Origin of the sequence: Streptomyces sp. NPDC058662 (assembly GCF_042716255.1) — a bacterium.
In the GTDB taxonomy this organism is placed as follows: Bacteria; Actinomycetota; Actinomycetes; order Streptomycetales; family Streptomycetaceae; genus Streptomyces.
The window spans coordinates 21415-44394 of the sequence record NZ_JBHXRU010000052.1 but is presented as its reverse complement, the minus strand read 5'-3'; the positions used below and the strand labels follow the sequence as shown (position 1 = coordinate 44394).

The following is a 22980-nucleotide window of genomic DNA, read 5'->3' as shown; positions in this document are numbered from 1 at the left end:
GGCCCCCCCCCCCCCCCCCGGGCCCCCCCCCGGGGCGCCCCGCGCCTCGCCCTTGCCCGGGCCCGGGCGCGCCCGGCCCGCCGGGGGCCGCGGGGGGCCCCCCCCCCCCCCCACGCCCAGCAGCAGGGGGGGCAGCACGACCAGCAGCAGTACGGGGGCCAGGGCCGCCATGCCGGCGAGGGCGCCGACGGCGGTGAACACGAAGGAACGGGTCGTCAGGACCAGTCCCGCGAAGGAGTCCCTGGCCATCTCCGTCTGCTGGGTCAGCCGGGAGACCGCGCCCGTATCGGCTCCGCGCGCCGGGTCGGCGACCGCGCGGTCGAGCGCGTGGCGCACCGTCCGCCGCACCAGGCCGTCCCGCAGCGGCTCCACCAGGTCCGCGAGTCCGCCGAACACCCCGCGCAGCGCGAAGCCGCCGAGCAGCGCTCCCACCCCGGCGGCGCCCAGCCAGGCGAGACCGGTGCCGGTACGGCCGGCGAGGAAGCCGTCGTCGAGGGCGCGGGCGACACCGTAGCCGCCGAGGAAAGTGTGCGCGGATTCCAGGAGTGACCACCCCGCCAGGCGCGCGAGGGCGCGCTTGCGGCCGCGCAGGAAGCGCCGGCCCTCGGGCGCCACCCGGCGCCAGGTCTCGGTCTCGGTCTCGGTCCCGGTCACCGCGCCGCCTCCTGCCTGCCCGGCGGTGCGCGGCGGTCGTCCGGATCCGCGACCGGATCCGGATCCGACGCGGCTCCCGTTTCCGTGGCGGCCTCGGCTCCGGCGTCAGGTTCCGCGCCGGCGGCGAACACCGTGCGGTAGGCGGGGTCGCGCCGCCACAGCTCGTCGTGGGTGCCGACCGCCCGGACCCGCCCGTCCTCCAGCCATACGACGAGGTCGGCGCGGGCGGCGGACGAGAGCCGGTGCGCGATCACGATCCGGGTGCCCGGCCGGACCTCCCGGTCGAGCGCGCGCTCGACCTGGCGGGCCGTGACGGTGTCGAGGCTGGAGGTGGCGTCGTCCAGTACCAGGAGCCGGCCCGCGTGGCAGAACGCCCGTGCAAGCCCCAGCCGTTGGCGTTCGCCGCCGGACATCGGGGCCTCGGCGAGCGGCGTGTCGTACCCCTCGGGCAGCCGCCGTACGAACAGGTCGGCGCCGGCGGCCCGGGCGGCGGCGCGCACCGCTTCCGGGGCGGGGCCGGTACCCGGTCCGAACGCGATCGCGTCGGCGACCGTGTCCCCGAACAGCACGGGCCGGTCGAAGGCGTGCACGATCTCGCGGCGCAGCGCCGCGGCGGTCATCTCCCGCAGGGGCACCCCGTCCAGGAGCACCTGGCCCGCGTCGGGGTCGGTGAGCCGGCCGGCCACGGCGGCGAGCAGTGTCTTCCCGGCGCCGGACCGGCCCACCACGGCCACCGTGCTGCCTCCGGGGACCACCAGGCTGATGTCGCGCAGGACCGCGGATCCACCACGCACGAGCCGTACGTCGCGCAGTTCCAGGGTGCCGGGTCCGTCCTGCGGCAGTTCGGTCCGGCCGTGGCCGAGTACGGGCAGGGTGAGGAGCTCGGCGGTCCGGCGGGCGGCGGACCGGCCGCGGACGACGGCGGCGAGCCCGCCGGTCACGGCGCCGATGCCGGCCGCGAGGGCGGCGTACCGCAGGGCGGCGAGCAGTTCGCCGACCCCGATGGCCCCGGCCGACAGGCGGACGCCGCCGACGGCGAGCACCACGTACAGCAGCATCGGCATGAGGGCGGTGGAGCGGGCCGTCGTGCCGCCGTAGATCTGCCACATCCGCCTGCCCTCGGCGCCGAGCGCGGGCAACTGGGCGAGGATGCGGGCGCGTTCGCGGTCGGCGGTGCCGGCGGCGGCGATCGTGCGCGCACCGGCCAGTGCCTCGACGAGGCGGCCGGCGGTCGCGAGCTGCACCTGCTGGTAGCGGGCGACGCTGGTGTGGGTGTCGCGGGCGAAGGCCCGCAGCAGGAGGAGGAGTAGCGGGACGCCCGCCAGGAAGGCGAGCGCCGCCCACAGGTCGATCAGGAAGAGGGCGATCACGGCGCCGAGCGGCGGCAGCAGCGCGGCGACGGCGTGGGCGACTGCGGCCGGGGTCTTCCCCGCCTCGGTGGCGTGTGCCGTCAACCGCGCGGCGGTGTCGCCGGGTGCGTGGCGGGCCGCGTGGTGCGGGGCGGTCCGCAGCAGGCCGGCGAGTGCGAGCCGGCGCAGTCGGGCGGTGGTGCGGCCGTCGACCACGCCGGTCAGGCGTGCGGCGGCCGCGTCCAGCAGGACCTCGGCCGCGATGACCGCGGCGCACAGCAGTGTCCAGGCGGGAGCCGATGGGGATCCGCTGAGCAGCAGGTCGAGGGTGTGGCCGAGGACGGCCGGTTCGGCGAGGGCGGCCGCGGCGGCCGCGAGCGCGCATCCGAGGACGGCGGCGGTGCGTCCGCCGCTGTGCCGGGCCGCCGCCACGAGCTCCCTGTCGGCGGCCTGTGCGGCGGCCGACGCCCGTGCCGAGTCGGCCTCGGCGTCGGGACGGCTCATCGGCGGATGCCTCCAGTGAAGTGGTGCGGGCCCGGGCGGCGAACCGCCCGGGCCCGGGGCGACCCGGTCAGTTACAGGTCGTGACGCTCAGGCTGCTGTCACCGCAGAGCAGCAGGCTGGCACGGCTGCCGCCGCCCGTCATCGCGGCCTCGGTGGTCTCTTCCTTCGGGGTCTCCATCGACTGCAGGTCAAGAAGCGTCATGTCGGTTCCTCTTCTTCTCTTGAGTGGTGCGATGGGTCACGGCCCCGGACGGGACCGGCTCTGGGGCCGCCGCGCGATCGCGCAGCGGCGGGAGGAACGGCAGGTGCGCGCGCCCGTGGGGGGCCGCACTGCCGAGGGCGAGGAGAGCGCCGGCGGTGCCCGTGGTGAGATCCATGGACAGCCGCATCATCTGCTCGCCGGGAAAGGCCAGATGCCCCTGGTACGGCACGGCGTGCCGGGCCAGTGCGTCGATCTGGCGGGTGATGGCGTCGGGCCCGGTGCCGGGGCCCGGGGTGGTGGTCCGGGCCAGGTGGAGGATCATGCCGGCGGCGCCCCGCATGAGGCCGGGCTGGGCGTAGAAGGTCGCCTGCGCCGCCCGTACGATCTCGCGCCGGGCCTGTTCGAAGCGCTCGTCCGGTGCGTGCTCCAGCCAGTCGTCGAGGACCATGCCGATGCCGACGCTGCCCTCGCCGAGGTACGGCATCGTGCGCCAGCCCTCGTTCACCTGCAAGGTGCCGTACGCGCTCGTGACGCAGCGGTCGAGGTCGCGGCGGAGCGCGTGGGCGGCCTGGACGAGGAGTTCCTTGTCGCCGGTGCGCTCGTACAGTCGCACGAGGAGCAGGGCTGGGCCGGAGTGGCCGTGGAGCAGTCCGGCCCGGGTGGGCCGCTGCTCGGGTCGGGTGAGCAGGTCGGCGCAGCGCAGGGCCGCCGCGTGGAGCCGGCTGTCGCCGCTCGCGGTGCCGAGCGCGTCCAGGGCCAGGCCGATGCCGGCCAGTCCGCTGTGCAGGTCGGGCCCCGTGCTCTCCCAGGGCTGGCGCAGCAGCTGCTCGACGAGGTCGAGGGCGCGGTCGTGGTGGCCGAGCCGGTGCAGGGTCCAGGCGGTGCCGGCCAGGCCGTCGTAGAAGCCGAGCGGTGTGCCGGAGTCCGGCTCGGCGGTCCGGTCGAGCAGCCATTCCTCGGCCTCGGGCCAGGGTTCGGCTCCGGTCTCGGCGAGGGCGTGGAGCACTCCGGCGATGCCGTGGCCGAAGCCGACGCCTCCGCCGGCGGTGGCGAACTGGGCGATGTCGCCCGGGACCATGCGGTCCTCGCGGTCGGGGGTGGCGCTGGCGCGCAGCGCGGCGGCCATCGAGGTCCGGGCGGCCGGCCACTCCCCCGGCGCGACGGGCAGGTACGGATCGGCGGGCGCGGGCGGGCGGGCGCCGGTGCCGTGCGATGTACCTCGCGGAACGGTCGGCGACGTACCTCGCGGTGCGGTCGGCGGTGCGCCGTGGGGTATGCCCTGGGGTGCGCCGGCCAGGATCTCCTCGACCGCCTCGTCGAGGAAGCCGCGCGGTACGGGGAACTGCTCAGCGGCGACGGCGGCGAGATGCGCGGCCTTGGCCCGGTCCAGGACCAGCAGGCTGGTCAGGGGAAGGAAGAGGGCGAGCCGCAGGCAGGCGAGGGCGTAGCGGTCGACGGAGAACCCGCGCCGGTCGGCGGGCGCGACGAAGGCCGGGTTGGCCACGGTCTGGCGCAGGCCCTCGTCGACGTGCGCGGCGGCCTCGAAGTCCAGCAGCGCGACCGAGGGTTCGCCCGACTCGTCCTCCGCCACCATGATGTTGAAGAGGTGCAGGTCGTTGAACACCACTCCGCGGGCGTGCACCGCGTCGACGGCTTCCGTGACCCGCCGGTGGATCGTGAGCGCCCAGTCGGTGTACGAGGCGAGCTCCGCGGGGTCGGGATCCGCCTCGATCAGCGGGTGGCGGCGGGCGAAGTAGGTGTTGAGCGGTTTGCCGGCGAGGTGTTCCAGCACCAGGAAGTGGTGGTCACCGACCGTGAACGTCCCGCGGACGGCGGGGACGCAGTCCAGGCCGTCCAGTCTTTCCAGTGCGGCCTGTTCGCGGTGCAGCCGGGTTACCGCGTCGGCGCCGTCGGCGGCGAGGCCGGCGTGCGGGCGGGCCTCCTTGAGGACCACGGTCTCGCCGGTTCGGCTGTCCTTGCCGACGTAGACGCCGCCGCCGTTGGAGAAGTGCAGGGCCCGCTCCACGGTGTAGGGGAGGCCGGCCAGGTTGACCGCGGAGCGCGCGGCGAGGTGGGGTGCGAGGAAGTCGGGGAGGTCGAGCCACTCGGGCGGTTGGAAGGCCGGCCCGCGCTGGTCCGGTACGAGGCGCCCGTCCGGGGCCTCGATCGCCGGGACCAGCTCGCCGCGCTCGTCGTAGCAGTGCCGCAGGGTGAAGCTGCCGTACCGCAGGTGGACCGGTCCGGCGGCCCAGCGCAGGTCGCTGAGGATGTACGGGCCGGCAGCCCCCGCGAGTGCGGCGTCGAGGTCCTCGGCGATGCGGCGGCACTGCTGCTCGTCGGCCGGGTAGACGGTGATGAACTTCCCGCTGGCCGCGCGGGCGGCGTACTTGGCGTTGCGCAGGTGCAGCAGGTACCGGCTCGGGACGAACTTGAAGGCGATGCGCCGGGCGGTGCAGTACTCGTACACCGTCGTCAGCACCGACTCGGCGTTGTCGAGGGTGGCCGACACGTGGATCTTCCAGCCCTGGGAGGGCAGTTCGGTACCGACGGGCCGCAGGGCGAGCCAGTCGCCGCTCCGGTGCGAGCGCCAACCGGAAGGGACGGGGGCGAGCGCGGCCGGATAGCTCTCGCCGGTCCGGCGGTACGGCGCGTCGTAGAACCAGCGGTCTGCGTCGCAGAAAGCGGCGTACCCCTTGTTCACTCCTGCTCCCTCGGTCGGTGACAGACCCGACCGTGTCACGCCCGGCGGAGGCGGCAACAGTCACCGTTGTCACCGCCGGGGTGTGCAGTACTCATGAGTCACAAGTGGTGGGCGGCGAGGCCCCGTTGCGGGTTCCGGTGGCCGGTGGCGAGCCGGTACGCGTCGAACTCCGCCCAGACGGCCTTGCCCGCGCCGTGGGTGGTGGAGCCCCAGCGGTCCGAGAGCCGCTGCACGATGTGCAGGCCGTGGCCGCCGAGGGCGCCCGGCCGACGCGCGGTCAGGGGTCGGGGGGCCGCGTCGGCCCCGTCGAGGACGTCGATGCGCAGGCTCTCCCCGGCGGTCAGTACGAGCTCGTGGCAGCCGCCCGCGTGCAGGGCGGCGTTGGTCACCAGCTCGGACACGACGAGGAGGACGTCCTCGGCGCTCTCGTGGCGGTCCCAGCCCCAGTCCCGGAGGGTCTGGCGGGTGAACGCGCGGCCCTTGGCGACCGCGCCCCGGATGTTCCGCAGGAAGAGCCGGCGGCTCTGCCCCGTGACCGGCGCCCCCGTGGTCGGAGGATCGCCCGTAATCGCTACCGTCATATTCACTGTCGCCTCACCCCGACCGTCGACGCACTGCGGTGGATGGGGGCGGGCCGCACCGTCCGCGTGCCGCCCGGGCGGTCGTCCTGTGACCGCCGCTCTCGGCCCCGGTCCCGCGTATGCCCTCCCTGATCGAGCGGACACATCGGTGCGTGGTCGGGCGAAGCGGGGGCAAAGGCGGTACATGACCACAAGTGAGCAGACCCGCTTACGGGACACCGGTGTGCCGGCAGAGGCCACGGGCGCCCGCGGGGACCACGGGAGGCGACGATGACGGCCGGTGGGAGTCTGGCGGAGGTCCCGGTGTGGGTGCACCTGGCGGTGATGGCCGGGGCGCTGCTGATCCTCGTCTACGACTTGATCCGGGACGGCAGGTGACAGGCCCCCCGGGATTCCCGGGGGGCCTGTGTCAGGTGGCGCCCCGGGTCTCCCGGGGGCCTTCTCAGGCGGCGGACGCGGTGGTGATCTCCACGCAGCCCGCGACGACGGCGGCGAGGTCGCCGCGCGCGCTCAACAGCTCGCGCTGGACCCGGGCCCCGTTGCCCCGTTCCAGGAGCTCGGCGATCCCCGCGCTCACCCGTTCCTGGTCGCCGTGGTCCTCCAGCGCCTCGCGGACGTGGTCGTGGAGGGCGCGCACGGCGTCGGCGGGAGCGGCCTCCCGCATGGTCCGGGGGTGCAGGAGCGGTCCGTCCAGCCCCGAGCGCCCCGCCCTCCAGGCCGCCAGCCGCAGCAGGCTGGTGCTGATCCTGGCCGGCGGTTCACCGGCCCGCCAGGCGCGGGCCGCGGTCTCCACGAGCCCGCGGGCGAGGGCGGCCAGGAGGACGGGGCCGGACGCGTCCAGGCACACGTCCGCGACCCTGATCTCGACCGTGGGGTACGCGGCCGACAGCCGGGCGTCGAAGTAGATCATCCCCTCGTCGTGCAGCACGCCGGTGTCGACCATCGCGCGCACCTGCTCGTGGTAGCGGTCCGCGGACTCGAAGACACCCACCGGCCCGGCGGAGGGGAAACGGTTCCACACCCGGCTCCGGTAGCTTCCGTAGCCGCTGTCGGCGCCCTGCCAGAAGGGGGAGTTCGCGCTCATGGCGGTCAGTACGGGCAGCCAGGGGCGGATCCGGTCAAGGACCGCGACGCCCTCCTCGTCCGACTCGACCGAGACGTGGACGTGGCAGCCGCAGGTCAGCTGCTCCTGAGCGGTCAGGCCGAACTGCTCGCCCACCCACGCGTACCGCTCGCCGGGGCTCAACGAGGGCTGCACGGGCAGCGGTGACGTCCCGAGGGCCGCCACACGGGCTCCGGCGGCCCGGGCGTGCCGGTCCGCCTCCGCGCGCCAGCGGATGATCTCCTGCGCGAGCTCGCCCATCTCCGTCACGGGCTTGGTGGCGAACTCCACCTGCTCCTTCTGCAGTTCCTTCTCGAAGGTGTGCTCCTGCGGCTCCCCCGCCCCGGACCGCCCGCCCGCCGAGCGGTCGGCCGCGGCCAGGACGGCGCCCGACACGGCCAGCGGATCGCCGCTGGACGCGTCGACCAGCAGCAGTTCTTCTTCCACGCCCACGCTTCGCATTGCTCTGTCACCCATCGATCCGTCGTTGAGGGGCGGGGCCCCGGTACCGGGCCCCGCCCCTGCCTTCCGACTGCTGTGTGGCCCCACGAGGTGTCTCCCCGGGGCGGCCGGCCGTTCCGCGCGTCGTCGCCGCCGGCCCTCGGTGCCCGTCCGGGCACGTCCTACCAGTAGTGACGGCGACCGCCGACCGCGTGGCCGACCGAGCCCAGGATCCACAGCACCGCGCCCACCACGAGCAGGACGATGCCGATGGTCCACAGGATCGAGATCCCGGTCAGGAAACCGATGAGCAGGAGGATAAGCCCGATGAAGATCATGATTCTCTCGTTCTCCCGTTGGAAGCGGCGGAACAGTTGGCTCCGCCGGGCGACTCAGCGGGCGTCTACCCTCGAACGCCGTCCTTATCGGTGCCGCACCCCACTGATCCACACCACGCGCCACGCCGGTCCTCCGGCTCCGCCTCGTCCGACAGGCCCAGCGGCGGCCCATCGAGACGGAACCGCCTTGCACGGCACTAGGCGTCGCGGCGCAGCGTGAACCAGGAGGTCGGCATCGGGTTGGTGCCCGGGGTGACGTCGAGTAGTTCCCAGGCGGGGAATCTGGCGCGGAGCTCGTCGGCTGTGACACCCGCGGCCCACGACGTGATCTCGGTGTTCGGGCTGCCGAGCGGCTCGGGGCCGTATCCGAACATCAGCAACCGGGCTCCGGGAGCGGCGCGGTGGGTGAGGCCGGCGGCGTAGGCGTCGCGGCGGTGCAGCGGGATGCCGCAGTAGCAGCTCAGGTCGAAGAACAGGTCGAAGGGGCCCAGTACGTCCAGCTCGTCGAGTCGGGTGGCGTCTCCGTGCAGCAGCCGTACCGCCGCTCCTGCCTCCGCGGCCTTTGCCTTGGCCTGGTCGACGGCGCGGTCGATCAGGTCGACAGCCGCCACCTCCCAGCCGTGCTGTGCGAGGTAGATGGCGTTGGTCCCTGTGCCGCAGCCGAGTTCGAGAGCGCGGCCGGGCGGCAGCGCGCCGTGCCCTTCTACGAGGGCGACCAGTTCGGGCGGTGTCACGCCGGTGTCCCACGGTGCCTTGCCGGCGCGGTAGTAGCCCTCCAGTGCTCGGTGGACGGACTCCTCCTCCGGGTCTCGCCGGCTTGAGGCCGGGTCCCGTTCCTGGTTCTGGGTGGCGCTGGAGTGGTCCATCGTCTCCTCCAAAAAATTAGAGTTCAACTCTAGTGACGCTCTCTAGAGATAGACTCGTGACATGGACACTGTCAAGCGGCCGGACAAGCGGGCCGAGCGCTCACGCCGCACGCGTGAGAAGGTCGTCGAGGCGGCTCGCGAGCTGTTCGTCGCGCAGGGGTACGGGGCGACGAGCTTGCAGGAGGTCGCGGACCGGGCGGGCGTGGCCGTCCAGACGGTCTACTTCGTCTTCCGCAACAAGCGCACGTTGTTCAAGGACGTCGTCGACACGTCCATCGCCGGGGACAGCGAGCCGGTCGCGACGATGGATCGCGAGTGGTTTCGCGCCGCGTGCGCCGAGCCCACCGCGGCCGGCCAGCTGCGCGCGCACGTCCACGGCACCCGCGAGATCCTCGGCCGGGTCGCCCCGATCATGCCGCTGATCGCGGCCGCCGCGGCCACCGACCCTGAGATCGCCGCACAGTGGCCGGACGGACCCGACCCGCGTTACACCGTGCAGTACGCAGCGGCCGAAGCCCTGGTCCGCAAGCCCGACACCCGACCTGGCCTCTCCGTCGAGAGGGCGGCGGACCTGCTGTTCGGCCTGCTCAGCCCGCAGCTCTACCTGGTCTTCGTCCGCGACCGCGACTGGTCACCGGACACGTGGGAGGAATGGGCCCGCACCACCTTGACCTCCCAACTCTGCGCGGACCCGGGATAGGAGAACGTCTCGTCCCGGGGTAGGTGCCCCCACCGATGGAATGAGCGGTGCGCGATGCACCGCACTCCCCCACCCGCTGGTGCGCACGGCAAGTACGTACGGTGACGGTGCAGGTTGCGGCGGGACAGGGCCGGTCTGAATGCGCGCACCGCCGGCAGGTGCTCGGGGTCGCTGCGCGGTGGCGAGCGTGGTCAAGCCGTCTGGCGCGCCAGGGAGTCAAGCTACCTGCTTGGTCTGCTGCGAAGGCGATCGGCGTCGTCGTTGAAACTGGGTTCATGACAGGTGAAGCGAGCGAGATCGTTCTGAGCAAGCAGGACCTTCGTGCGGTCACCGCGTTCGCCGCGGCGTGCGCGGAGGCCGCGCTCAAGATATTCGAGGCCGACCAGCCGGATGACTCCCGGCCCCGAGACGCGGTCGGGGCCGCGTGGGCATTCGCTCGGGGTGGCGAGCGCGGGAAGGCTCTGCGCGACACGGCGTCGGCGGCCCTCAAGGCGGCCAAGAGCGCGGACACCGCGGCTGCGCGCGATGCGGCCTGGGCGGCGATGTCCGCGGCGGGCGCCGCCTATCTGCATCCGCTGGCCAAGGCCACCCAGGTCAAGCACATCCTCGGAGCCGGCGCCTACGCGGCCAGAGCAGCCGAACTCCTCGCCGGCGACGATCGGAGCGTCGGGGCCGAACACATTGAACGGGCGGCGCAACACGCGACTCCGGTCGTCGTTGACGTGCTCAAACGTTTCCCGGCAGCACCGGATGGGGGCGGACGGGTCGGCGAGTTGATCCGCGTGCTGGACGCCGATCTCCGTTCACTCACCCTCCTGGAGTGAGCAGAGACGGGGCGGCACTCGCCGACAGAGCCTGCCGTGGCCAAGGCGGGGGTCACGCAGAAGCTGCAAGCAGTGGTGCGAAGGCGTGTTGTCCGTCCCTGGTTCACCCCTGGTTCGGGTCGCCTCCGGCATGGTTGATCGCGGTGGAGCCCATCGGTCTATCGGGCGAGAGCGAGTTGTGCATCCGGGCGATGCCGAGCATCGCGTGGTGGACACCGTCTCCCTTGAGGCGGCAGTCGCGGAGGATCTTCCAGGTCTTCATGCGGGCGAAGACGTGCTCGACCCGGGCCCGGACCTGCTTGTGGGACCCGTTGTGCTCTTCTTTCCAGTCCGGCAGTTCGGTCTGGCCGCGCTCGCGACGGTGCGGGATGACGAGTCCGGTGCCCGGGTAGCCGCGGTCGGCGATCACGAGGGTCTTGCCGACGGCGGCCTTGGCGCCGGATTCCGCACACGCCTTGCAGTCGTTGCGGTTCCCGGCGAGCGGTCGGCCGACCACGACGACGCGCCGGGTGTCGGCGTCGATGATGACCTGGTGGTTGGTGGAGTACCGGTAGTTCTTCGACCGCTCGGCGATGGTGTGGTCCCGGGTGGGGACCAAGGTCCCATCCACGATGAGCACGGCGTCCTTGGCGAAACGCTTGCGGGGCTGGAGCGCGAGCATCGGCCCGAGGTGGTCGATCGATGATCCGGTCCGCCGCCGACTTGGACACCCCGAACAGCGGGACGAGCTGGCGCATGGTCAGGTTCGTGCGCCAGTACGCGGCCACCGGCAGGGCCCGGTCTTCCAGTGGGAGGCTCCACGGTCGGCCCTTGCGGACCACATCCGCACCTTCACGTCGCAGCACGGTCACCAGCTTCCCGAAAGCGCGAGGGCTCAGCCCTGAGAATGGAGCTATCCAGGACGGCTCCGACGCCGTGATCACACCAGTCACACCATGATCGTTCCACCCAAGTGAGGCTGCGCGAGTCCTCTTCCGCCCCAGCGCCGGCGGTCATCGAACCTGTGCCTGCCGACGTGGCCGGTCCAGAATGCTGCCGTGGCCGAAGACGAGCAGAGCAGCATAGAACCGCGTTCATTCCTGGCATGCGTGACAGAGCTAGCCCAGCTGTTGGGCGTCGGAGACGTCGGTATAGAGCCGGAAAATCGGCATGCCCGCCATCTTGCCCATGCGGTGCGCAAGCCCCTGCTCGGACGTGCGAGTCTGCCCGATGAGTGGTTCGTCCCGCTGATGGCGGCAGCCGCGTACGACCCGGATCCCAGCTTCTGCCGCTGGTTCGTCGAGCCGGCGGTCTACGCATTCGGACGCCGCCGTGTGATGGCGGCATTGGTCGACTACCTGCAGGTCGGCACGGATGCCGAGCGAGCCGGTGCCGTGCGGGCCTGGTACAGCGCCCATGTGCCGTTGCGTGCAGACCGGTCTCCAGCGTACGGACCCGGCGGGGTACGTGATCCCGCGCTGGACGAGTCGCAGGACATCAAGGGCGCCTGGCTGGAGGTATCCCTGCGGGTGTTCGCCGAAACCACCGACCTGCAGATGCGCCACCGCGTCCTGCTGGACCTGCCCACCGCCCGCGCGGCCTACCCGCCACCCCTGCACGAACTACTCGAAAGCACGCTCGTATCCGCCCGTGCCCATCCCGACCCGCACATCCGCCGCTGGGCCGCAGCAGCAGACCGCAAGGGAGTTTGAGCCCGACGCTTACTCCTCCAGACAGTTACGGGACAGCCCTTAGGCGTTGGCCGGATCGAAAGGCTTGACGGCCACCACGTCGCCGGCGGCCGCGGGGGCGGTGAGGGTCAGGGGTTGGGGACAGTTGTCGGTAAGCCGTACGGTGCCGTCCGCGTTCGCGTCGGCCTTCCAGAGCGACCCCTCATTGGCGGCGCTGAAGTTTTGGAGCCTGACATCCACGGCGGTGGCCGTGGTGCACGTGTTGGTGCGTCGCAGGCCCCAGCCACCACCGTTGGTGAGGCCGTGCGGCTTGCCGTCGCCGATGATGCTGGGCCCGTAGTCGATGGCGCTCCGGAACAGGTGGCCGAGCGCCGTGCTGTCGGCGGCCTGACGGTCCGCGCCGAGCGCGGGTTCCGGGACGTCCGCCGACCGGCCGCAGGAGCAGCCCGTCAGCTCGGCCCGGGTGACTCCGGCAGTCCCCGACCGCGATTACCCTTCGCAGGGGTACGTGGCGGGCCTGTGGGCGCCGGCCGCCGAAGGCCCACCCGCAGCGGCTTCGCCGCGACGTCCCACCGTCGACGACCCGTTGCATGCGAGCCGCCCCGTGGCGTACCGGGCCGGCTCCACCGTCGTCGAAGTCACCGGCGCCTCGCAGGTCGCCACAGTCAGCGACCCCTAGATCACCACAGGGCCGATCGAACAGGCCGACCCGGCCACGGACCGGACCGGTGCCGGGCAGTCAGGCGTCGAAGCGGTGACGTGAGGCCTCGATGTGCCCGAAGTGCCGATGGGTCCACTCGCACATGACGTCCACGGTCTTGCGGAGGGCTTCACCCGGCTCTGTGAGGGAGTACTCCACCCGCGGCGGCACAGTGGGGTGGACGTCACGCACGATGAGCCCGTTGCGCTCCAGCATCCGCAGGTTCTGCGTGAGCATCTTGTGGCTGATGCCGTCGACTTCGTTGCGCAGCTCCGTGAAGCGCAGGGTGCGCTCGCCCAAGGCCTCGATGATCAGCAACGCCCACTTGTTGGCGATGTCCGAGAAGATCTCGCGTGCCAGTGAGTCCGCGCGCCTGAGGTCCGCTTCGTTGGAACTGCCGTTGAGCTGCTTGGTCACCATGAGGTTCCCCTCTCACCAAAAAGTGCGTTCTTCCACGTCAGCGGCCACTCTCCTACGGTTACCAAGTAACCACAAGGGAGCGAAGTCCGCCCCGTCTCGGCGGAAGCGCGTCCCCGGATCCTCACGACAAGGAGCAGGCATGACCATCAACCTGGTAGACCCCGCGGGACTGGTGAAGGTGGACCTCTACCGGCAGACGGCGGTTGCGACCGGATCAAAGCTGATCTTCATCGCAGGACAGGTCGCCTGGAACGCCGACGGCGTACTCGTCGGCGAGGGCGACCTCCCAGCCCAGGTCGAGCAGTGCTACCTCAACATCGCAGCCGCCCTCGCCGAGGTCGGTGCCTCGTTCGACCAGGTCGCGAAGCTGACCGTCTACGCCGTCGACTGGGCCCCCGACAAGATGCCCCTGTTCGTCGAAGGTGTCGCGCGGGCCGCCGCGAAGCTCGGGCCCCTCCCCGCCCCGCCGCTCACCGGCATCGGGGTCGCGGCGCTGGCCGACTCCGGCCTCCTCGTCGAGGTCGAGGCCACAGCGGTCATCGACTGATCGGCCTTCGGGTGGGTCACCCCGAGCGGCTGCGCCTGTTGCCGGTGCGTATCCCGGCGGACCCCGAGACGCCCCGGGACGCCGGAAGGCTTTGTACACACCGCCGCGTCTGCCTCGGCCGTGTTCAAGAGCCGGGATCAAGGCCTGAGTCGACGTTGGCCGTCAAGGCAGGCCGGTCCCCGGACGGGTGCTGCCAACCAGGCACGCGTACCGGTACGTGAAGCGCCGTGGCCCTGGGGATTGTCTCTCTGCCTGTTCCTGTCCGGGCCGTCGGCGTCGGCGGCCGGGCCACCAGTGCCGCAGCGCGCTTCGGGAGGGGTCTTGTGATCGAGGACGGATTACTCGGCGCTGCTGGTACCGGCTCAGGTCCGAGGCGGTACTGGCCTGGCGGTTCAATGTGGTGGACCTGTCGGCCGCAGTGATGCCGGGAGCGTTCTTCACGGTGGCGGCGTGGCGAAACCTGCATCTGCCGGCATCGGATCTTGCGTGGGTGCTGGTCAAGAGCCTGGTCTACTGCTGGCTGTTCCTGTCCGTGCACACCTTGTCGAACCAACTGGTCGGGGTGGAGGAGGACCGCGCGAACAAACCCGACCGCCCCCTTCCCAGCGGCTTGGCCACGGTGCGGGGAACGACACACCGCCTCGTCGTGGTGGTCGTACTGTTCCTGCTGGCCGGGCAGGTGTGGGGCGTGCTGCCCTGGACGGTCCTGTGGGTTGTTCTGGTCGGAGTACGCACGTACGAGAACCTGATGCGCTGGTGGTTCGTGAAGAATCCCGCGATCGTCGGGGGTGCATTCGCCCTGCTGGGAGCGGCCTGGCAGCTGGCCGGGCCGCTGACCCCTGCGGCCTGGTACTGGGTGGTCGCGGGCACCGCCTACTGGCTGACCGGGTTCGTGGAGGACCTGCGGGACGTCCCCGGCGACACGGCGGTGGGCCGACGGACGTTGCCGATGGTCGTAGGTGCGCCCGTGGTACGGGGCGTAGTGGGAGTGGCGCTCGTCCTCGTGCCCTGCGCGGCGCTGTGGGTGCTGGGGCCGGGCTTCACCGCCCCGGTGGCCGTCTGGCTGGCGGTGCTGGCCCTGGGGTGTGTCCTGGTGACCGGTACTGATCACCGGCTGCTCCAGCGGCATCGGCAAGACGCTCGGTGGTGGACAGCCCCGCGCTGCGGGCGCAGCCCCCCGGCAAGGTGGCGCAGTGGATGCCGCAGCCCGGCCGCCGCGTGATCGTGCCCTCCAGGCCGCGGCTGCCGCTGCGGCCGGACCCTGTCCAGGCGCAGCGTGTCCGCGCGAGAGGTTGTCGCCGGGGTGCGCACTCGCGCCCGGAGCCCTCGTTAGATGCATTGGATAAACTTGGACAGGACGTCTAATCTGTGCGACGACCCGTCAACCGAGGTGCTGGTGGAAGCACGGCGCGCAGAAGAAGGTGGAACAGACCATGACCGCTGAACAGCACGCAGCCGCTCCCGCACCCCACCTGTATGACCGATCCGGGAACCGCTACTCCCTGGACGACCCCCGCTGGCGAGGCGAGGACGGCAGCCCCCTCACCGTCAGCCCGCTGCCGGGCCTGCGTCCTGACCGGATCGACACGAACGAACGGTCCATCTGGCGGTACCACGCGGCACTGCTCGTCCCGGCCGGCCACCGGGTGAGCTTGGGAGAAGGATGGACTCCGATGATCCCGGTCAACTGGGCCGGCCAGCGCGTCCACTTCAAGCTGGAGTGGTTCAACCCGACCTCCAGCTTCAAGGACCGAGGCGTTTCGGTCATGATGTCCCACCTCGCGGCACACGGCGCCCTCCGAGTGCTGGAGGACAGTTCGGGAAACGGTGGTTCCGCGGTCGCCGCCTACGCCGCCGCTGCCGGCATCCGCGCGAAGATCATCGCCCCCGCCGCCACCTCGGCAGCCAAGATCCTCCAGGCCCGCGCCTACGGAGCCGAAATCCAGCTTGTGAGCGGCAACCGCGAGAAGGCCTCGGACGAGGCGATCCGCCAGTCAGCGGGAATTCCCTACGCCAGCCACAACTGGCACCCCATGTTCATCCAGGGGACGAAGACCATCGCCTACGAGATGTGGGAGTCCCTCCGCTTCACGGCGCCCGACAACGTCGTCCTGGTGGCCGGGGCGGGCAGCAACATCATCGGTTGCGACATCGCCTTCGGCGAACTGCTCGATGCCGGTCAGATCGGCAAGCGCCCGCGCCTGTTCGTCGGGCAGCCCGAGCACTGGGCGACCATCGCCGACACGTACAACGGCATCGACCCTGCCAGCCGCGGCGAGCGGGTACCTACGATCGCCGAAGGCGCATCCATCGCCAACCCGGTCCGACTGCCCGAGGCGGTGGACGCCATCAGCCGCTCCAACGGCGCCGCATACGCCGTCTCCGAGGGGGAGATCCGCGCCGCGGTCCGCGCGCTGAGCGCACGAGGCCTGTACGCCGAGCCGACGAGCAGCGTCGCCGCCGCAACACTCGACCACTTCATCGCGACCGGAGACATCGCACCCCACGAGACGACCGTGGTCGTGCTCACCGGCGCCGGGCTGAAGTCCGCCGAGAAGATGGCCTCCGTGTTCGACGGGCCCTCCCACTGACCTCCGGAAGAGAAGGAAGAGCGCGATGGCACCCCCCTCGCAGCCCCCGCACCGGGGCCGTGCAACCGGCATTGACAGCCTGGACCCGTCAGCCGAGACCCTGGCCTCCGCGGATGACCGACCCGATGGCGAACTCGCCGACGAGCACCTCCTTCGGGAGGCGGAACGAATCGCGGTCGCCGTCGGGCGCATGTTCCCGGGGTTGTGCGAGGTCGTCCTGCACGACCTGCGTCGGCCTCGCAGCGCCATCCGCGTCATCGAGAACAACCTGTCCGGGCGCCAGGTCGGCGACTCCGCCACCGAACTGGGGCTACGCCGAATCGCAGACCCCGGGTACCCCAGCGTCCTCCAGAACTACAGCAACCGGTTCCCCGACGGCCGCCCGGCCAAGAGCACCTCGATCGGGATCAGAAACGCCGACGGTCGTTACATCGCGGCACTGTGCCTGAACCTCGACATCAGCACGCTGTCCCCGCTGACGCTGACCCTGGCGAACCTCGTCGCCGCAGACATCGAACACCGCGGCGAGCCCTTCGAGACGCTGCGCGACCGCACCGAACGCGAACTCCGGGCGGCCATCGACTCCTTCGCGGCGGATCGCTCCAGCACCCCACGAAGCCTCAACCGCGAGCAGAAGCGCGAGCTGGTCCGGCAACTGCATCGCGACGGGTTCTTCGAGACCCGGAGTTCCGCACAGCACATCGCCGACCAGCTCGGCATCTCCCGAGCAACCGTCTACAACTACACGAAGTAGCTGCACCACGGCCGGCGCCCGAGGGGCCGCTGTTCCACGATCCCGCCGAACCCGCCGGAGTGCTTGCCCGCTCGGGAGACGCCGACGAGGCCGCGCACCACATGGAGCAGGGCAAGGCCTGTTCACCGAAGTGGCCTCCGGTCGGGCGCGGGCGCACAGCGAACCCTTCAGCCACCTCACTCCCGAGACCCGTCGGCGGCTCGTTCCCACACGACGAAAAGCGGTAGAGTCAATAGTTGCTGCATGACAAATGTTTCGCGGTCGCATCACCCGCTCGTCGGAGCGGATCGGGCCAGAACGAGGAGACGCCTCGACGCGCGCCTGCGGCGCCTCCGTATCGCAGGTGCCGGCAACCACCACTGCTTCTCGAAGAAATGGCCCGTGACCATGACGAACTTTCTGGCTGTGGAACGTGCTCTGCGCACGGCAGCGCCCCATGACCTTCTCCACACGGTCCGCGCCGCCCTCATCGAGCATTTCCAGGCGATCGAGGTTGAACTTCTCATGGCCGACTACAGCCTCACCGTGCTGCAGCCGGTGACCGCGTTGCCGCACACCGCGGAGCCCCTACCCGTCCAGAGCACGTCGGAGGGCCGCGCGTTCGGCAGCCAGGAACCCTACGGGCAGTACGCGTCGCGGGAAGGCGCCATCGACCTGCATGTGCCGGTTACCGTACGGGGCGATCGCCTGGGCATCCTCACGGTGCGCATGCCCGAGGACGCCTGCACCTCCGAGACCGTCAGGGAGCTGGCCGACGTGGCGGAGCTGCTCGGGCATGAGATCGTCGTGGCGGAACGCGATACGGACCTCTATCTCCAGGCCCGCCGCGCCAGCCGGCTCACCCTGGCGGCCGAGATGCAGTGGCAGTTGCTCCCGGCAAGGTCCTGCGCCCGGCCGGAGTACGCCATCGGGGCACAGCTGGAGCCCGCGTACGACATCCACGGTGACAATTTCGACTGGTCCACCACCGCCGAGACCCTCACGCTCACCGTCACCAACGGCATGGGTGAAGGAATCCAGGCCTCGCTCCTGACGAACCTCGCGATCAACGCGCTGCGCAACGCCCGACGTGCGGGTATCGGCATCGCCGACCAGGCGGCGCTGGCGGACCAGGCCATCTACGGGCAGTACCGGGGGCGCGAGTTCGTGTCCACCCTTCTCCTGTCCTTCGAGCTGGGTACCGGGTGGGCGCATGTCGTGGACGCCGGCTCCCCACAACTGTGGCGCTACCGGGACAGACGTGTGGAGCGCGTCGAATTCGAGGCGCAGCTTCCTCTCGGGATGTTCGAGGAGTCCCTCTATGTCGCGCAGGAATTTCAGGTTCTCCCGGGAGACCGGCTGGTCTTCGTGAGTGACGGCGTGTACGCAGCCGCCAGTGCGGGTGGCGAGGCGTACGGTGACCGCGCTCTGGCCAAGGCGATTCAGGCGGCCGGCTTGCTGCCGGCCGCCGCGGTACCTCGGGCCATGCTGCAGGAATTGGCGGCCTACCGTGGCGCGGACTCCGATGACGATGCTTTGGTCCTGTGCCTGGACTGGTTCGGGCGGCCGGCGACGAATTGAACGGCCGCACGCCGCGGGCTCCGGGAGCGTTGCGCGCTGGGGCGCATGTTTCCGGCAGCGGGGATACTCTCCTGAGAGAGGGCAGACGAGGGGTATCCGTTCAGATGTGAACCTGTCGCCGGCAGCGCCTCTCCCGAGGGATTTGCACTTGCCTACAGGGAGTGACGCCAACAGTGAGCGCACAACCGCCCGAAGATCCGCTGTACGAGACGGCGTGCGAGGTGGCTGATGCCTCGGAGGCCTTGACGGCTCTTTGGGAGCGGGCGTCGCAGAGTGCTCCCCCGCGGCTGTCGGCCTTGCAGTTGCGGGCCCTGGTGGTGGTGCGGGGCTCGCCCCGGATCAACCTCACGCGGCTCGCCGAGGAGATCGACGCGACGGCCCCGGCCACCAGCAGGCTGTGCGATCGGCTGGAGGCCGCCGGGCTGCTGCACCGTGATCGGGCCGACTCGGACCGGCGTGAGATCGTTTTGACCCTGGCGCCGCACGGGTTTCAGGCCATCGACCGCCTCCATGAGCAGCGGTGCCGCGCCATCCACGAGGTTTTGCAGCGTATGGCGCCCGAAGAGGGCCGGGAGCTGTTGAAGGGTCTGAGGGCCTTCACCGGGGCGGCTGGGTCGCTGCCGCCCGGTCGCGAGCACTGAGTGCGTGCCCGTCGTGCGGGTTGACGGTTTCCTGCGCCCACGTCACCGCTTGCGCGTGGGGCGGGGGGTCAGCCGCCTGACGGCCGTTGTCCGCCCCGCCAGTCCAGGCATACCACTGCGGCGTCATGGGGGAGGTCGCTCCCACCGTGGAATTGGACGAGGCCGTCGACGAGGGCTCGGGCGGTCTCATGTGTCGATGACCTCTGGGTGGCGGCAATGGTTTCGCGTAGGGCGCGTTCGCCGAAGGCTTGGCTGCCATCGGCCGGTGATCCGTGCACGCCGCTGCTGACGATCACGAGACGGTCACCGGCGGCGACACTGAACGGCTGCGGGTGGTATTCGGTTTCCTGGAACATCCCCAGGGGTGTCTGGTTCTCCAGGACCATCTGTTCCACAAGGTTGTCGCGCACCCGGAACACCTGTGGGGATCCGGCGTCCACCGCCTGCACCGTGCCTGTGGCCAGGTCGAAGCTCAGCAGGAGTGACGGTGCGCAACTCTTTCCCCCGTACTGGGCGTAGACGGCCTCGCCGGCGAGCGTCGCCTGCTCACCGAGGGGGACACCCGCGCGCCGGGCGTTGCGCAGCGCGCTGACTGCGAGGCTGGTCAGCAGGGCGGCGTCGATGCCGTGTCCCTGTCCGTCGGTGCACGTGATGGTCAGAGTGTCGTCGGTGGTGCTCCAGTCGAAGTTGTCTCCGCCGATGGCGTAGGCGGGCTCCAGGTGGGCGCCGAGGGTGTACTCCGGGTGGCTCAGTCCGCGTCCCGGCAGAAGCTGCCACTGCATTTCCGCGGCCAGGGTGAGCCGGCGACGGCGGCGGGCCTGCAGATACAGGTCCGTGTCCCGTTCGGCCACGATCAGCTCGTGCCCCAGTGCGGTGGCGAAGGCAGCGAGCTCCAGCATGCGGGGCGTGCCCTGGTCCGGCTCCGGCAGACGGACGGAGAGGACGCCCAGGCGGTCGCCCCGCACGGTGACGGGCAGGTGGGCGATCACCGTGCGGGGGTCGTCGGTGACCTCGATGACCGCGGCTTCGGCTGTGAATGCCCGGCCCGCGGCTGTCCCGTCCCGGACGGCGACCTGGGAGCCGGTGTGCGGTAGCCGCGTGACGGGTTGCAGTACGGACAGGCTGTAGTCCGCAAGCAGTACGGTCACCTCGCTCGCCTGTACGTAGCGGGCCAGTAGCTCGGTGGCGGCCGAGAGAAGCGAGGTGGGGGGTGCGGCACGCAGAGCGCTTTCTGCGGCGCCGAGCCAGACGTCCGTACTGTTGCTCATGGCCTCTTCCTCATCCCGCGTGCGAGCCCGCCACATCGGCGTGGGCCCGGGGCCGAGGGTTTTTCGGCCTGTGTGGCAAAAGAGGTGCGCTAGGCGGTGGCGCTGTCCTCGTCCTGCCCCTCGAAGCCTATGCGTGTGAGCGCCGCGGCGCGGAAGGCCTGCAGGCCTTCGGCCACCGCTGTGAGATGCCCTGGGGGAATCATCGCCAGGACGGTTTCGATCTCGCGGGACCGCCGGGTACGCATCTGCGCGAGCATGCGGCGGCCGCCGGGACTCAGCCTCAGTTCGACTTCCCGGCGGTTGGCCGTGCCGCGGGAGCGCTGGAGGAGTCCTGCGGCCTCCAGCCGGTCGCACAGGCGGCTCACGGACGGCGGTGTGGAGCCGAGCGCTTCACCGAGGTCCCGCAGGTTCGTCCCCTCCCAATGCTCGATCACGGTCAGCACGCGAAGCTGGGAGGCCGAGACGGGGACCGGGGCGGGTGCGTCGCCGCCTCGGCCCCACAGCACATCCAGAACCTCCAGGAGGCCGCATGCCTCCAGCGCAACCTGCTCGGGGCTGACGGAGGGCAGGGCGTGAGGCATCTGCTCGTTCCGGCAGCGGGACGCCTGCGTGTCAGCCGCCTCGTTCTCAAGCACCTCTTGGTACCTCTCGGTGGGCGGTCCGGGACGGGCGTACGGCAGGAACTGGACCGACCGTGGCCTGCCCTGAGTGGAAGGGAACGGTCCGGATTTTCGTGCCGCTGGGGTCGAGGCTATCCGAGTCCGCGTCCGGGCCCGGGCCCGGGCCTGGGCCTGGGCCCGGGCAGACGGTGCACCGGCGCCGGCTGTCACGTCCTTGGACCAGTCGTGCGGGTGAGGCGCAGGGCCAGGGCCAGGGTGTCGTCGGCGTGAAGGACGATCTGGTGCATGTCGGCCGCGATGGCTGCGGGAATACCGGCCAGGGGCAGGTGGGCGTGGTTCTGGGCGGCTCGGACGAGCCGGATCTCCCCTTCGTAGGCGTCTTTGCGGCTTTCGGTGAGGCCGTCGGTGTAGAGAAGGAGGAGGTCTCCCGCGTGCAGTCGTGCGGACAGGACACTGTCGCTGCCCGGGAAGGGGAACCCGATGCCGCGGCCCGGCACTTCGAGGTACTGCGCGCTGCCGTCGGAGCGGACCAGGAGAGCGGGCGGGTGGCTCCCGTTGGCGAGCTGGAGTTCCCCGGTCGCGGGGTCGATCCGGGCCAGGAGCACGGTCGCCATCAGTTTGGGGTCCAGCGGCATGAGGATGTCGTGGGTGCGGGCCGCGATCGACTGGAGCGGATGGCCTTCGAGGGCCAGGGTCCGCACGGCGTGGGCGACGTTGAGGGCGCTGCGGGTGCTGCCCACGCCGTGGCCCACCGCATCCACGACGGTGATGTGGAGGGTGCCGTCGGGGAGGGCGAACCAGTCGTAGAGGTCGCCGCCGGTGGGGGCGCCGGGGTCGGCGGGTGCGTAGTGGACGGCGACTTCGAGGCCCGCGATCCGGGGCGGCGGGGGTCGCAGGGCGTCCTCAAGTTCCCGTAGGACCTGTCCATGGGCCTGGCGGAGCCGCTCATCCTGCTCTTCGAGCTGCACGTAGAGGGCGAGTACCCCGGCGTTGGTCTCGGCGAGTTCGTGTTTGAGGAGGCGGTGTTCGCCGGCGAGGCTGTCGGCGAGGGCGAGAGTGGCGCGCAGTTCTCCGTCGCTGTCGTGGGATTCGGCCTGCAGCCGTCCGGCGGAGTTCTCGGGTCGGGGGTGGAGGGGGTCCTGCGGGCGGGGTGGTCCGGCTTCGGGTACGGGAATGTGCCAGGTCACCGTGTGGCCGGATGTCGTTGGCGCGGGCAGGGGAAGATCGTGGGTGGCGAGGTGCGTCGTTGATTGGGGTGCCTGGAGGGTGACGACGAGGAACCCTGTGTCGTCGGGTTCCTTCGCGCGGGAGGCGCTGAGGGCGATGGGTCCGGCGCGGAGTTCGGCCGTGGCGAGGTCGGTCACCGACAGCATGAGGCGGCCGCGGACGTCCGCCGGCAGGCGGTGGGCGCGGGCAAGCCGGCGGACCGCCCTGCGGAGTGCGGTCAGCGTCGAGTAGCTCGTGGGTTTCACGGGTTCACCGCTTGGTGGCGGGCCGTCTGGCGGGCCGTCAGCACGGTGGCGTCGTCCCAAAAGCGCCGATGGCGGTGGCCGGGAATGTGCGCGGTCGCGGTCGCGGGGGTGGGGGTCACGGGCCTGCCCAACGGGTAACGGTCACCGTCGTGCCTTGTCCGGGTGCGCTGCGCAAGGTGAAATCGTCCACGAGGCGCTTGGCGCCTCCCAGGCCGTGGCCGAGTCCGCCCCCGGTGGTGAACCCGTCGGCGAGGACTTCGTCGGTGTCGCCGATTCCGGGGCCGTTGTCGCTGATCGTCAGCCGCAGTCCGTTGCCGCCTTCCCGACGCGGGTATTCGATGAGCAGTGTCCCTCCCCCGCCGTGCACGTAGGCGTTGCGGGCCAGTTCACTGGCGGCGGTGACCACTCGTGTCTGGTCCACGATCCCGAAGCCGGCCTTGAGTGTTGCGGCGCGTACCGCGTGCCGTACCGACAG

General features: G+C 71.3%; 22 protein-coding genes and 2 pseudogenes. 9 read left to right on the top strand and 15 right to left on the bottom strand.

Features of this window, described 5'->3' with window-relative positions:
• The 8 genes and pseudogenes from ACFWUQ_RS19325 to ACFWUQ_RS19290 all read right to left on the bottom strand — a co-directional run.
• Positions 1 to 654: pseudogene (locus ACFWUQ_RS19325) on the bottom strand (ABC transporter ATP-binding protein); the annotation flags it as partial.
• On the bottom strand, positions 651 to 2507 hold the full coding sequence (locus tag ACFWUQ_RS19320; protein ID WP_384539243.1) for an ABC transporter ATP-binding protein: 1857 nt from the start codon (positions 2505 to 2507) through the stop codon (positions 651 to 653). The pseudogene ACFWUQ_RS19325 and the gene ACFWUQ_RS19320, both read right to left, overlap by 4 nt.
• Before the next feature lie 67 nt (positions 2508 to 2574).
• The gene (locus tag ACFWUQ_RS19315; protein ID WP_376196603.1) at positions 2575 to 2709 is read right to left on the bottom strand and encodes a SapB/AmfS family lanthipeptide; all 135 of its coding nucleotides are present in this window, start codon (positions 2707 to 2709) and stop codon (positions 2575 to 2577) included.
• Complete coding sequence (gene lanKC, locus ACFWUQ_RS19310) at positions 2696 to 5410, bottom strand: class III lanthionine synthetase LanKC (protein WP_384539240.1); 2715 nt, start codon at positions 5408 to 5410, stop codon at positions 2696 to 2698. Before lanKC ends, ACFWUQ_RS19315 begins: the two co-directional genes overlap by 14 nt.
• A 98-nt stretch (positions 5411 to 5508) precedes the next feature.
• Positions 5509 to 5991 carry an ATP-binding protein gene (locus tag ACFWUQ_RS19305; protein ID WP_384539239.1) on the bottom strand — a complete coding sequence of 161 codons (483 nt, stop codon included), beginning with the start codon at positions 5989 to 5991 and terminating at the stop codon, positions 5509 to 5511.
• A 442-nt stretch (positions 5992 to 6433) separates the two neighbouring features.
• Positions 6434 to 7555 (bottom strand): glutamate--cysteine ligase, encoded by a 1122-nt coding sequence (locus ACFWUQ_RS19300; protein WP_384539253.1) that lies wholly within the window; start codon positions 7553 to 7555, stop codon positions 6434 to 6436.
• Between the two features lie 161 nt (positions 7556 to 7716).
• On the bottom strand, positions 7717 to 7872 hold the full coding sequence (locus tag ACFWUQ_RS19295; RefSeq protein ID WP_384539237.1) for a DUF6131 family protein: 156 nt from the start codon (positions 7870 to 7872) through the stop codon (positions 7717 to 7719).
• Positions 7873 to 8069: 197 nt separating this feature from the next.
• Positions 8070 to 8738, bottom strand: a complete 669-nt coding sequence (locus tag ACFWUQ_RS19290; RefSeq protein WP_384539235.1) for a class I SAM-dependent methyltransferase — start codon at positions 8736 to 8738, stop codon at positions 8070 to 8072.
• 61 nt (positions 8739 to 8799) lie between these two features.
• Between ACFWUQ_RS19290 and ACFWUQ_RS19285 the strand changes: the two genes are divergently transcribed.
• On the top strand, positions 8800 to 9438 hold the full coding sequence (locus ACFWUQ_RS19285; protein WP_384539234.1) for a TetR/AcrR family transcriptional regulator: 639 nt from the start codon (positions 8800 to 8802) through the stop codon (positions 9436 to 9438).
• A gap of 275 nt (positions 9439 to 9713) precedes the next feature.
• Positions 9714 to 10262 carry a putative immunity protein gene (locus tag ACFWUQ_RS19280; RefSeq protein WP_384539232.1) on the top strand — a complete coding sequence of 183 codons (549 nt, stop codon included), beginning with the start codon at positions 9714 to 9716 and terminating at the stop codon, positions 10260 to 10262.
• A gap of 103 nt (positions 10263 to 10365) precedes the next feature.
• Here ACFWUQ_RS19280 and ACFWUQ_RS19275 read toward each other — a convergent pair.
• Positions 10366 to 11194, bottom strand: a pseudogene (locus tag ACFWUQ_RS19275) (transposase).
• A 105-nt stretch (positions 11195 to 11299) separates the two neighbouring features.
• Between ACFWUQ_RS19275 and ACFWUQ_RS19270 the strand changes: the two are divergent.
• Positions 11300 to 11953, top strand: coding sequence for a hypothetical protein (locus tag ACFWUQ_RS19270; RefSeq protein WP_384539231.1), 654 nt, complete (start codon positions 11300 to 11302; stop codon positions 11951 to 11953).
• A 39-nt stretch (positions 11954 to 11992) separates the two neighbouring features.
• Here ACFWUQ_RS19270 and ACFWUQ_RS19265 read toward each other — a convergent pair whose 3' ends face one another.
• Positions 11993 to 12172, bottom strand: a complete 180-nt coding sequence (locus ACFWUQ_RS19265; protein ID WP_384539229.1) for a hypothetical protein — start codon at positions 12170 to 12172, stop codon at positions 11993 to 11995.
• A gap of 499 nt (positions 12173 to 12671) precedes the next feature.
• Positions 12672 to 13052: a winged helix-turn-helix transcriptional regulator gene (locus ACFWUQ_RS19260; RefSeq protein ID WP_384539227.1), complete on the bottom strand. Its 381-nt coding sequence runs from the start codon at positions 13050 to 13052 to the stop codon at positions 12672 to 12674.
• 139 nt (positions 13053 to 13191) lie between these two features.
• Here ACFWUQ_RS19260 and ACFWUQ_RS19255 point away from each other — a divergent pair, with 139 nt between their 5' ends.
• From ACFWUQ_RS19255 to ACFWUQ_RS19230, 6 genes are all read left to right on the top strand, one after another.
• A complete protein-coding gene (locus ACFWUQ_RS19255) occupies positions 13192 to 13599 on the top strand; it encodes a RidA family protein (RefSeq protein WP_384539226.1) in 408 nt (135 codons plus the stop codon).
• Between the two features lie 421 nt (positions 13600 to 14020).
• On the top strand, positions 14021 to 14821 hold the full coding sequence (locus ACFWUQ_RS19250; protein ID WP_384539251.1) for a UbiA family prenyltransferase: 801 nt from the start codon (positions 14021 to 14023) through the stop codon (positions 14819 to 14821).
• A gap of 211 nt (positions 14822 to 15032) precedes the next feature.
• A complete protein-coding gene (locus ACFWUQ_RS19245) occupies positions 15033 to 16190 on the top strand; it encodes a pyridoxal-phosphate dependent enzyme (RefSeq protein WP_384539225.1) in 1158 nt (385 codons plus the stop codon).
• Positions 16191 to 16215: 25 nt separating this feature from the next.
• Positions 16216 to 16944 (top strand): transcriptional regulator, encoded by a 729-nt coding sequence (locus ACFWUQ_RS19240; RefSeq protein WP_384539223.1) that lies wholly within the window; start codon positions 16216 to 16218, stop codon positions 16942 to 16944.
• Between the two features lie 387 nt (positions 16945 to 17331).
• Complete coding sequence (locus ACFWUQ_RS19235) at positions 17332 to 18504, top strand: PP2C family protein-serine/threonine phosphatase (protein ID WP_384539249.1); 1173 nt, start codon at positions 17332 to 17334, stop codon at positions 18502 to 18504.
• A gap of 173 nt (positions 18505 to 18677) precedes the next feature.
• Positions 18678 to 19145, top strand: a complete 468-nt coding sequence (locus ACFWUQ_RS19230; RefSeq protein WP_384539220.1) for a MarR family winged helix-turn-helix transcriptional regulator — start codon at positions 18678 to 18680, stop codon at positions 19143 to 19145.
• A gap of 68 nt (positions 19146 to 19213) precedes the next feature.
• Here ACFWUQ_RS19230 and ACFWUQ_RS19225 read toward each other — a convergent pair whose 3' ends face one another.
• From ACFWUQ_RS19225 to ACFWUQ_RS19210, 4 genes are all read right to left on the bottom strand, one after another.
• Positions 19214 to 20413 (bottom strand): PP2C family protein-serine/threonine phosphatase, encoded by a 1200-nt coding sequence (locus tag ACFWUQ_RS19225; protein WP_384539219.1) that lies wholly within the window; start codon positions 20411 to 20413, stop codon positions 19214 to 19216.
• An 89-nt stretch (positions 20414 to 20502) separates the two neighbouring features.
• Entirely contained in the window at positions 20503 to 20994 is a 492-nt protein-coding gene (locus ACFWUQ_RS19220) for a MarR family winged helix-turn-helix transcriptional regulator (protein ID WP_384539248.1), read from the bottom strand.
• Between the two features lie 245 nt (positions 20995 to 21239).
• Positions 21240 to 22505, bottom strand: coding sequence for a PP2C family protein-serine/threonine phosphatase (locus ACFWUQ_RS19215; protein WP_384539216.1), 1266 nt, complete (start codon positions 22503 to 22505; stop codon positions 21240 to 21242).
• Between the two features lie 115 nt (positions 22506 to 22620).
• Positions 22621 to 22929: an ATP-binding protein gene (locus ACFWUQ_RS19210; protein WP_384539247.1), complete on the bottom strand. Its 309-nt coding sequence runs from the start codon at positions 22927 to 22929 to the stop codon at positions 22621 to 22623.
• Between the last annotated feature and the right edge of the window lie 51 nt (positions 22930 to 22980).

Coding starts and splice junctions, on each gene's coding strand:
- ACFWUQ_RS19320 (WP_384539243.1), bottom strand. CDS start 2,507: ATGAGCCGTCCCGACGCCGAGGCCGACTCGGCACGGGCGTCGGCCGCC.
- ACFWUQ_RS19315 (WP_376196603.1), bottom strand. CDS start 2,709: ATGACGCTTCTTGACCTGCAGTCGATGGAGACCCCGAAGGAAGAGACC.
- ACFWUQ_RS19305 (WP_384539239.1), bottom strand. CDS start 5,991: ATGACGGTAGCGATTACGGGCGATCCTCCGACCACGGGGGCGCCGGTC.
- ACFWUQ_RS19300 (WP_384539253.1), bottom strand. CDS start 7,555: ATGCGAAGCGTGGGCGTGGAAGAAGAACTGCTGCTGGTCGACGCGTCC.
- ACFWUQ_RS19295 (WP_384539237.1), bottom strand. CDS start 7,872: ATGATCTTCATCGGGCTTATCCTCCTGCTCATCGGTTTCCTGACCGGG.
- ACFWUQ_RS19290 (WP_384539235.1), bottom strand. CDS start 8,738: ATGGACCACTCCAGCGCCACCCAGAACCAGGAACGGGACCCGGCCTCA.
- ACFWUQ_RS19285 (WP_384539234.1), top strand. CDS start 8,800: ATGGACACTGTCAAGCGGCCGGACAAGCGGGCCGAGCGCTCACGCCGC.
- ACFWUQ_RS19280 (WP_384539232.1), top strand. CDS start 9,714: ATGACAGGTGAAGCGAGCGAGATCGTTCTGAGCAAGCAGGACCTTCGT.
- ACFWUQ_RS19260 (WP_384539227.1), bottom strand. CDS start 13,052: ATGGTGACCAAGCAGCTCAACGGCAGTTCCAACGAAGCGGACCTCAGG.
- ACFWUQ_RS19255 (WP_384539226.1), top strand. CDS start 13,192: ATGACCATCAACCTGGTAGACCCCGCGGGACTGGTGAAGGTGGACCTC.
- ACFWUQ_RS19250 (WP_384539251.1), top strand. CDS start 14,021: ATGCCGGGAGCGTTCTTCACGGTGGCGGCGTGGCGAAACCTGCATCTG.
- ACFWUQ_RS19245 (WP_384539225.1), top strand. CDS start 15,033: ATGACCGCTGAACAGCACGCAGCCGCTCCCGCACCCCACCTGTATGAC.
- ACFWUQ_RS19240 (WP_384539223.1), top strand. CDS start 16,216: ATGGCACCCCCCTCGCAGCCCCCGCACCGGGGCCGTGCAACCGGCATT.
- ACFWUQ_RS19235 (WP_384539249.1), top strand. CDS start 17,332: ATGACGAACTTTCTGGCTGTGGAACGTGCTCTGCGCACGGCAGCGCCC.
- ACFWUQ_RS19225 (WP_384539219.1), bottom strand. CDS start 20,413: ATGAGCAACAGTACGGACGTCTGGCTCGGCGCCGCAGAAAGCGCTCTG.
- ACFWUQ_RS19220 (WP_384539248.1), bottom strand. CDS start 20,994: ATGCCTCACGCCCTGCCCTCCGTCAGCCCCGAGCAGGTTGCGCTGGAG.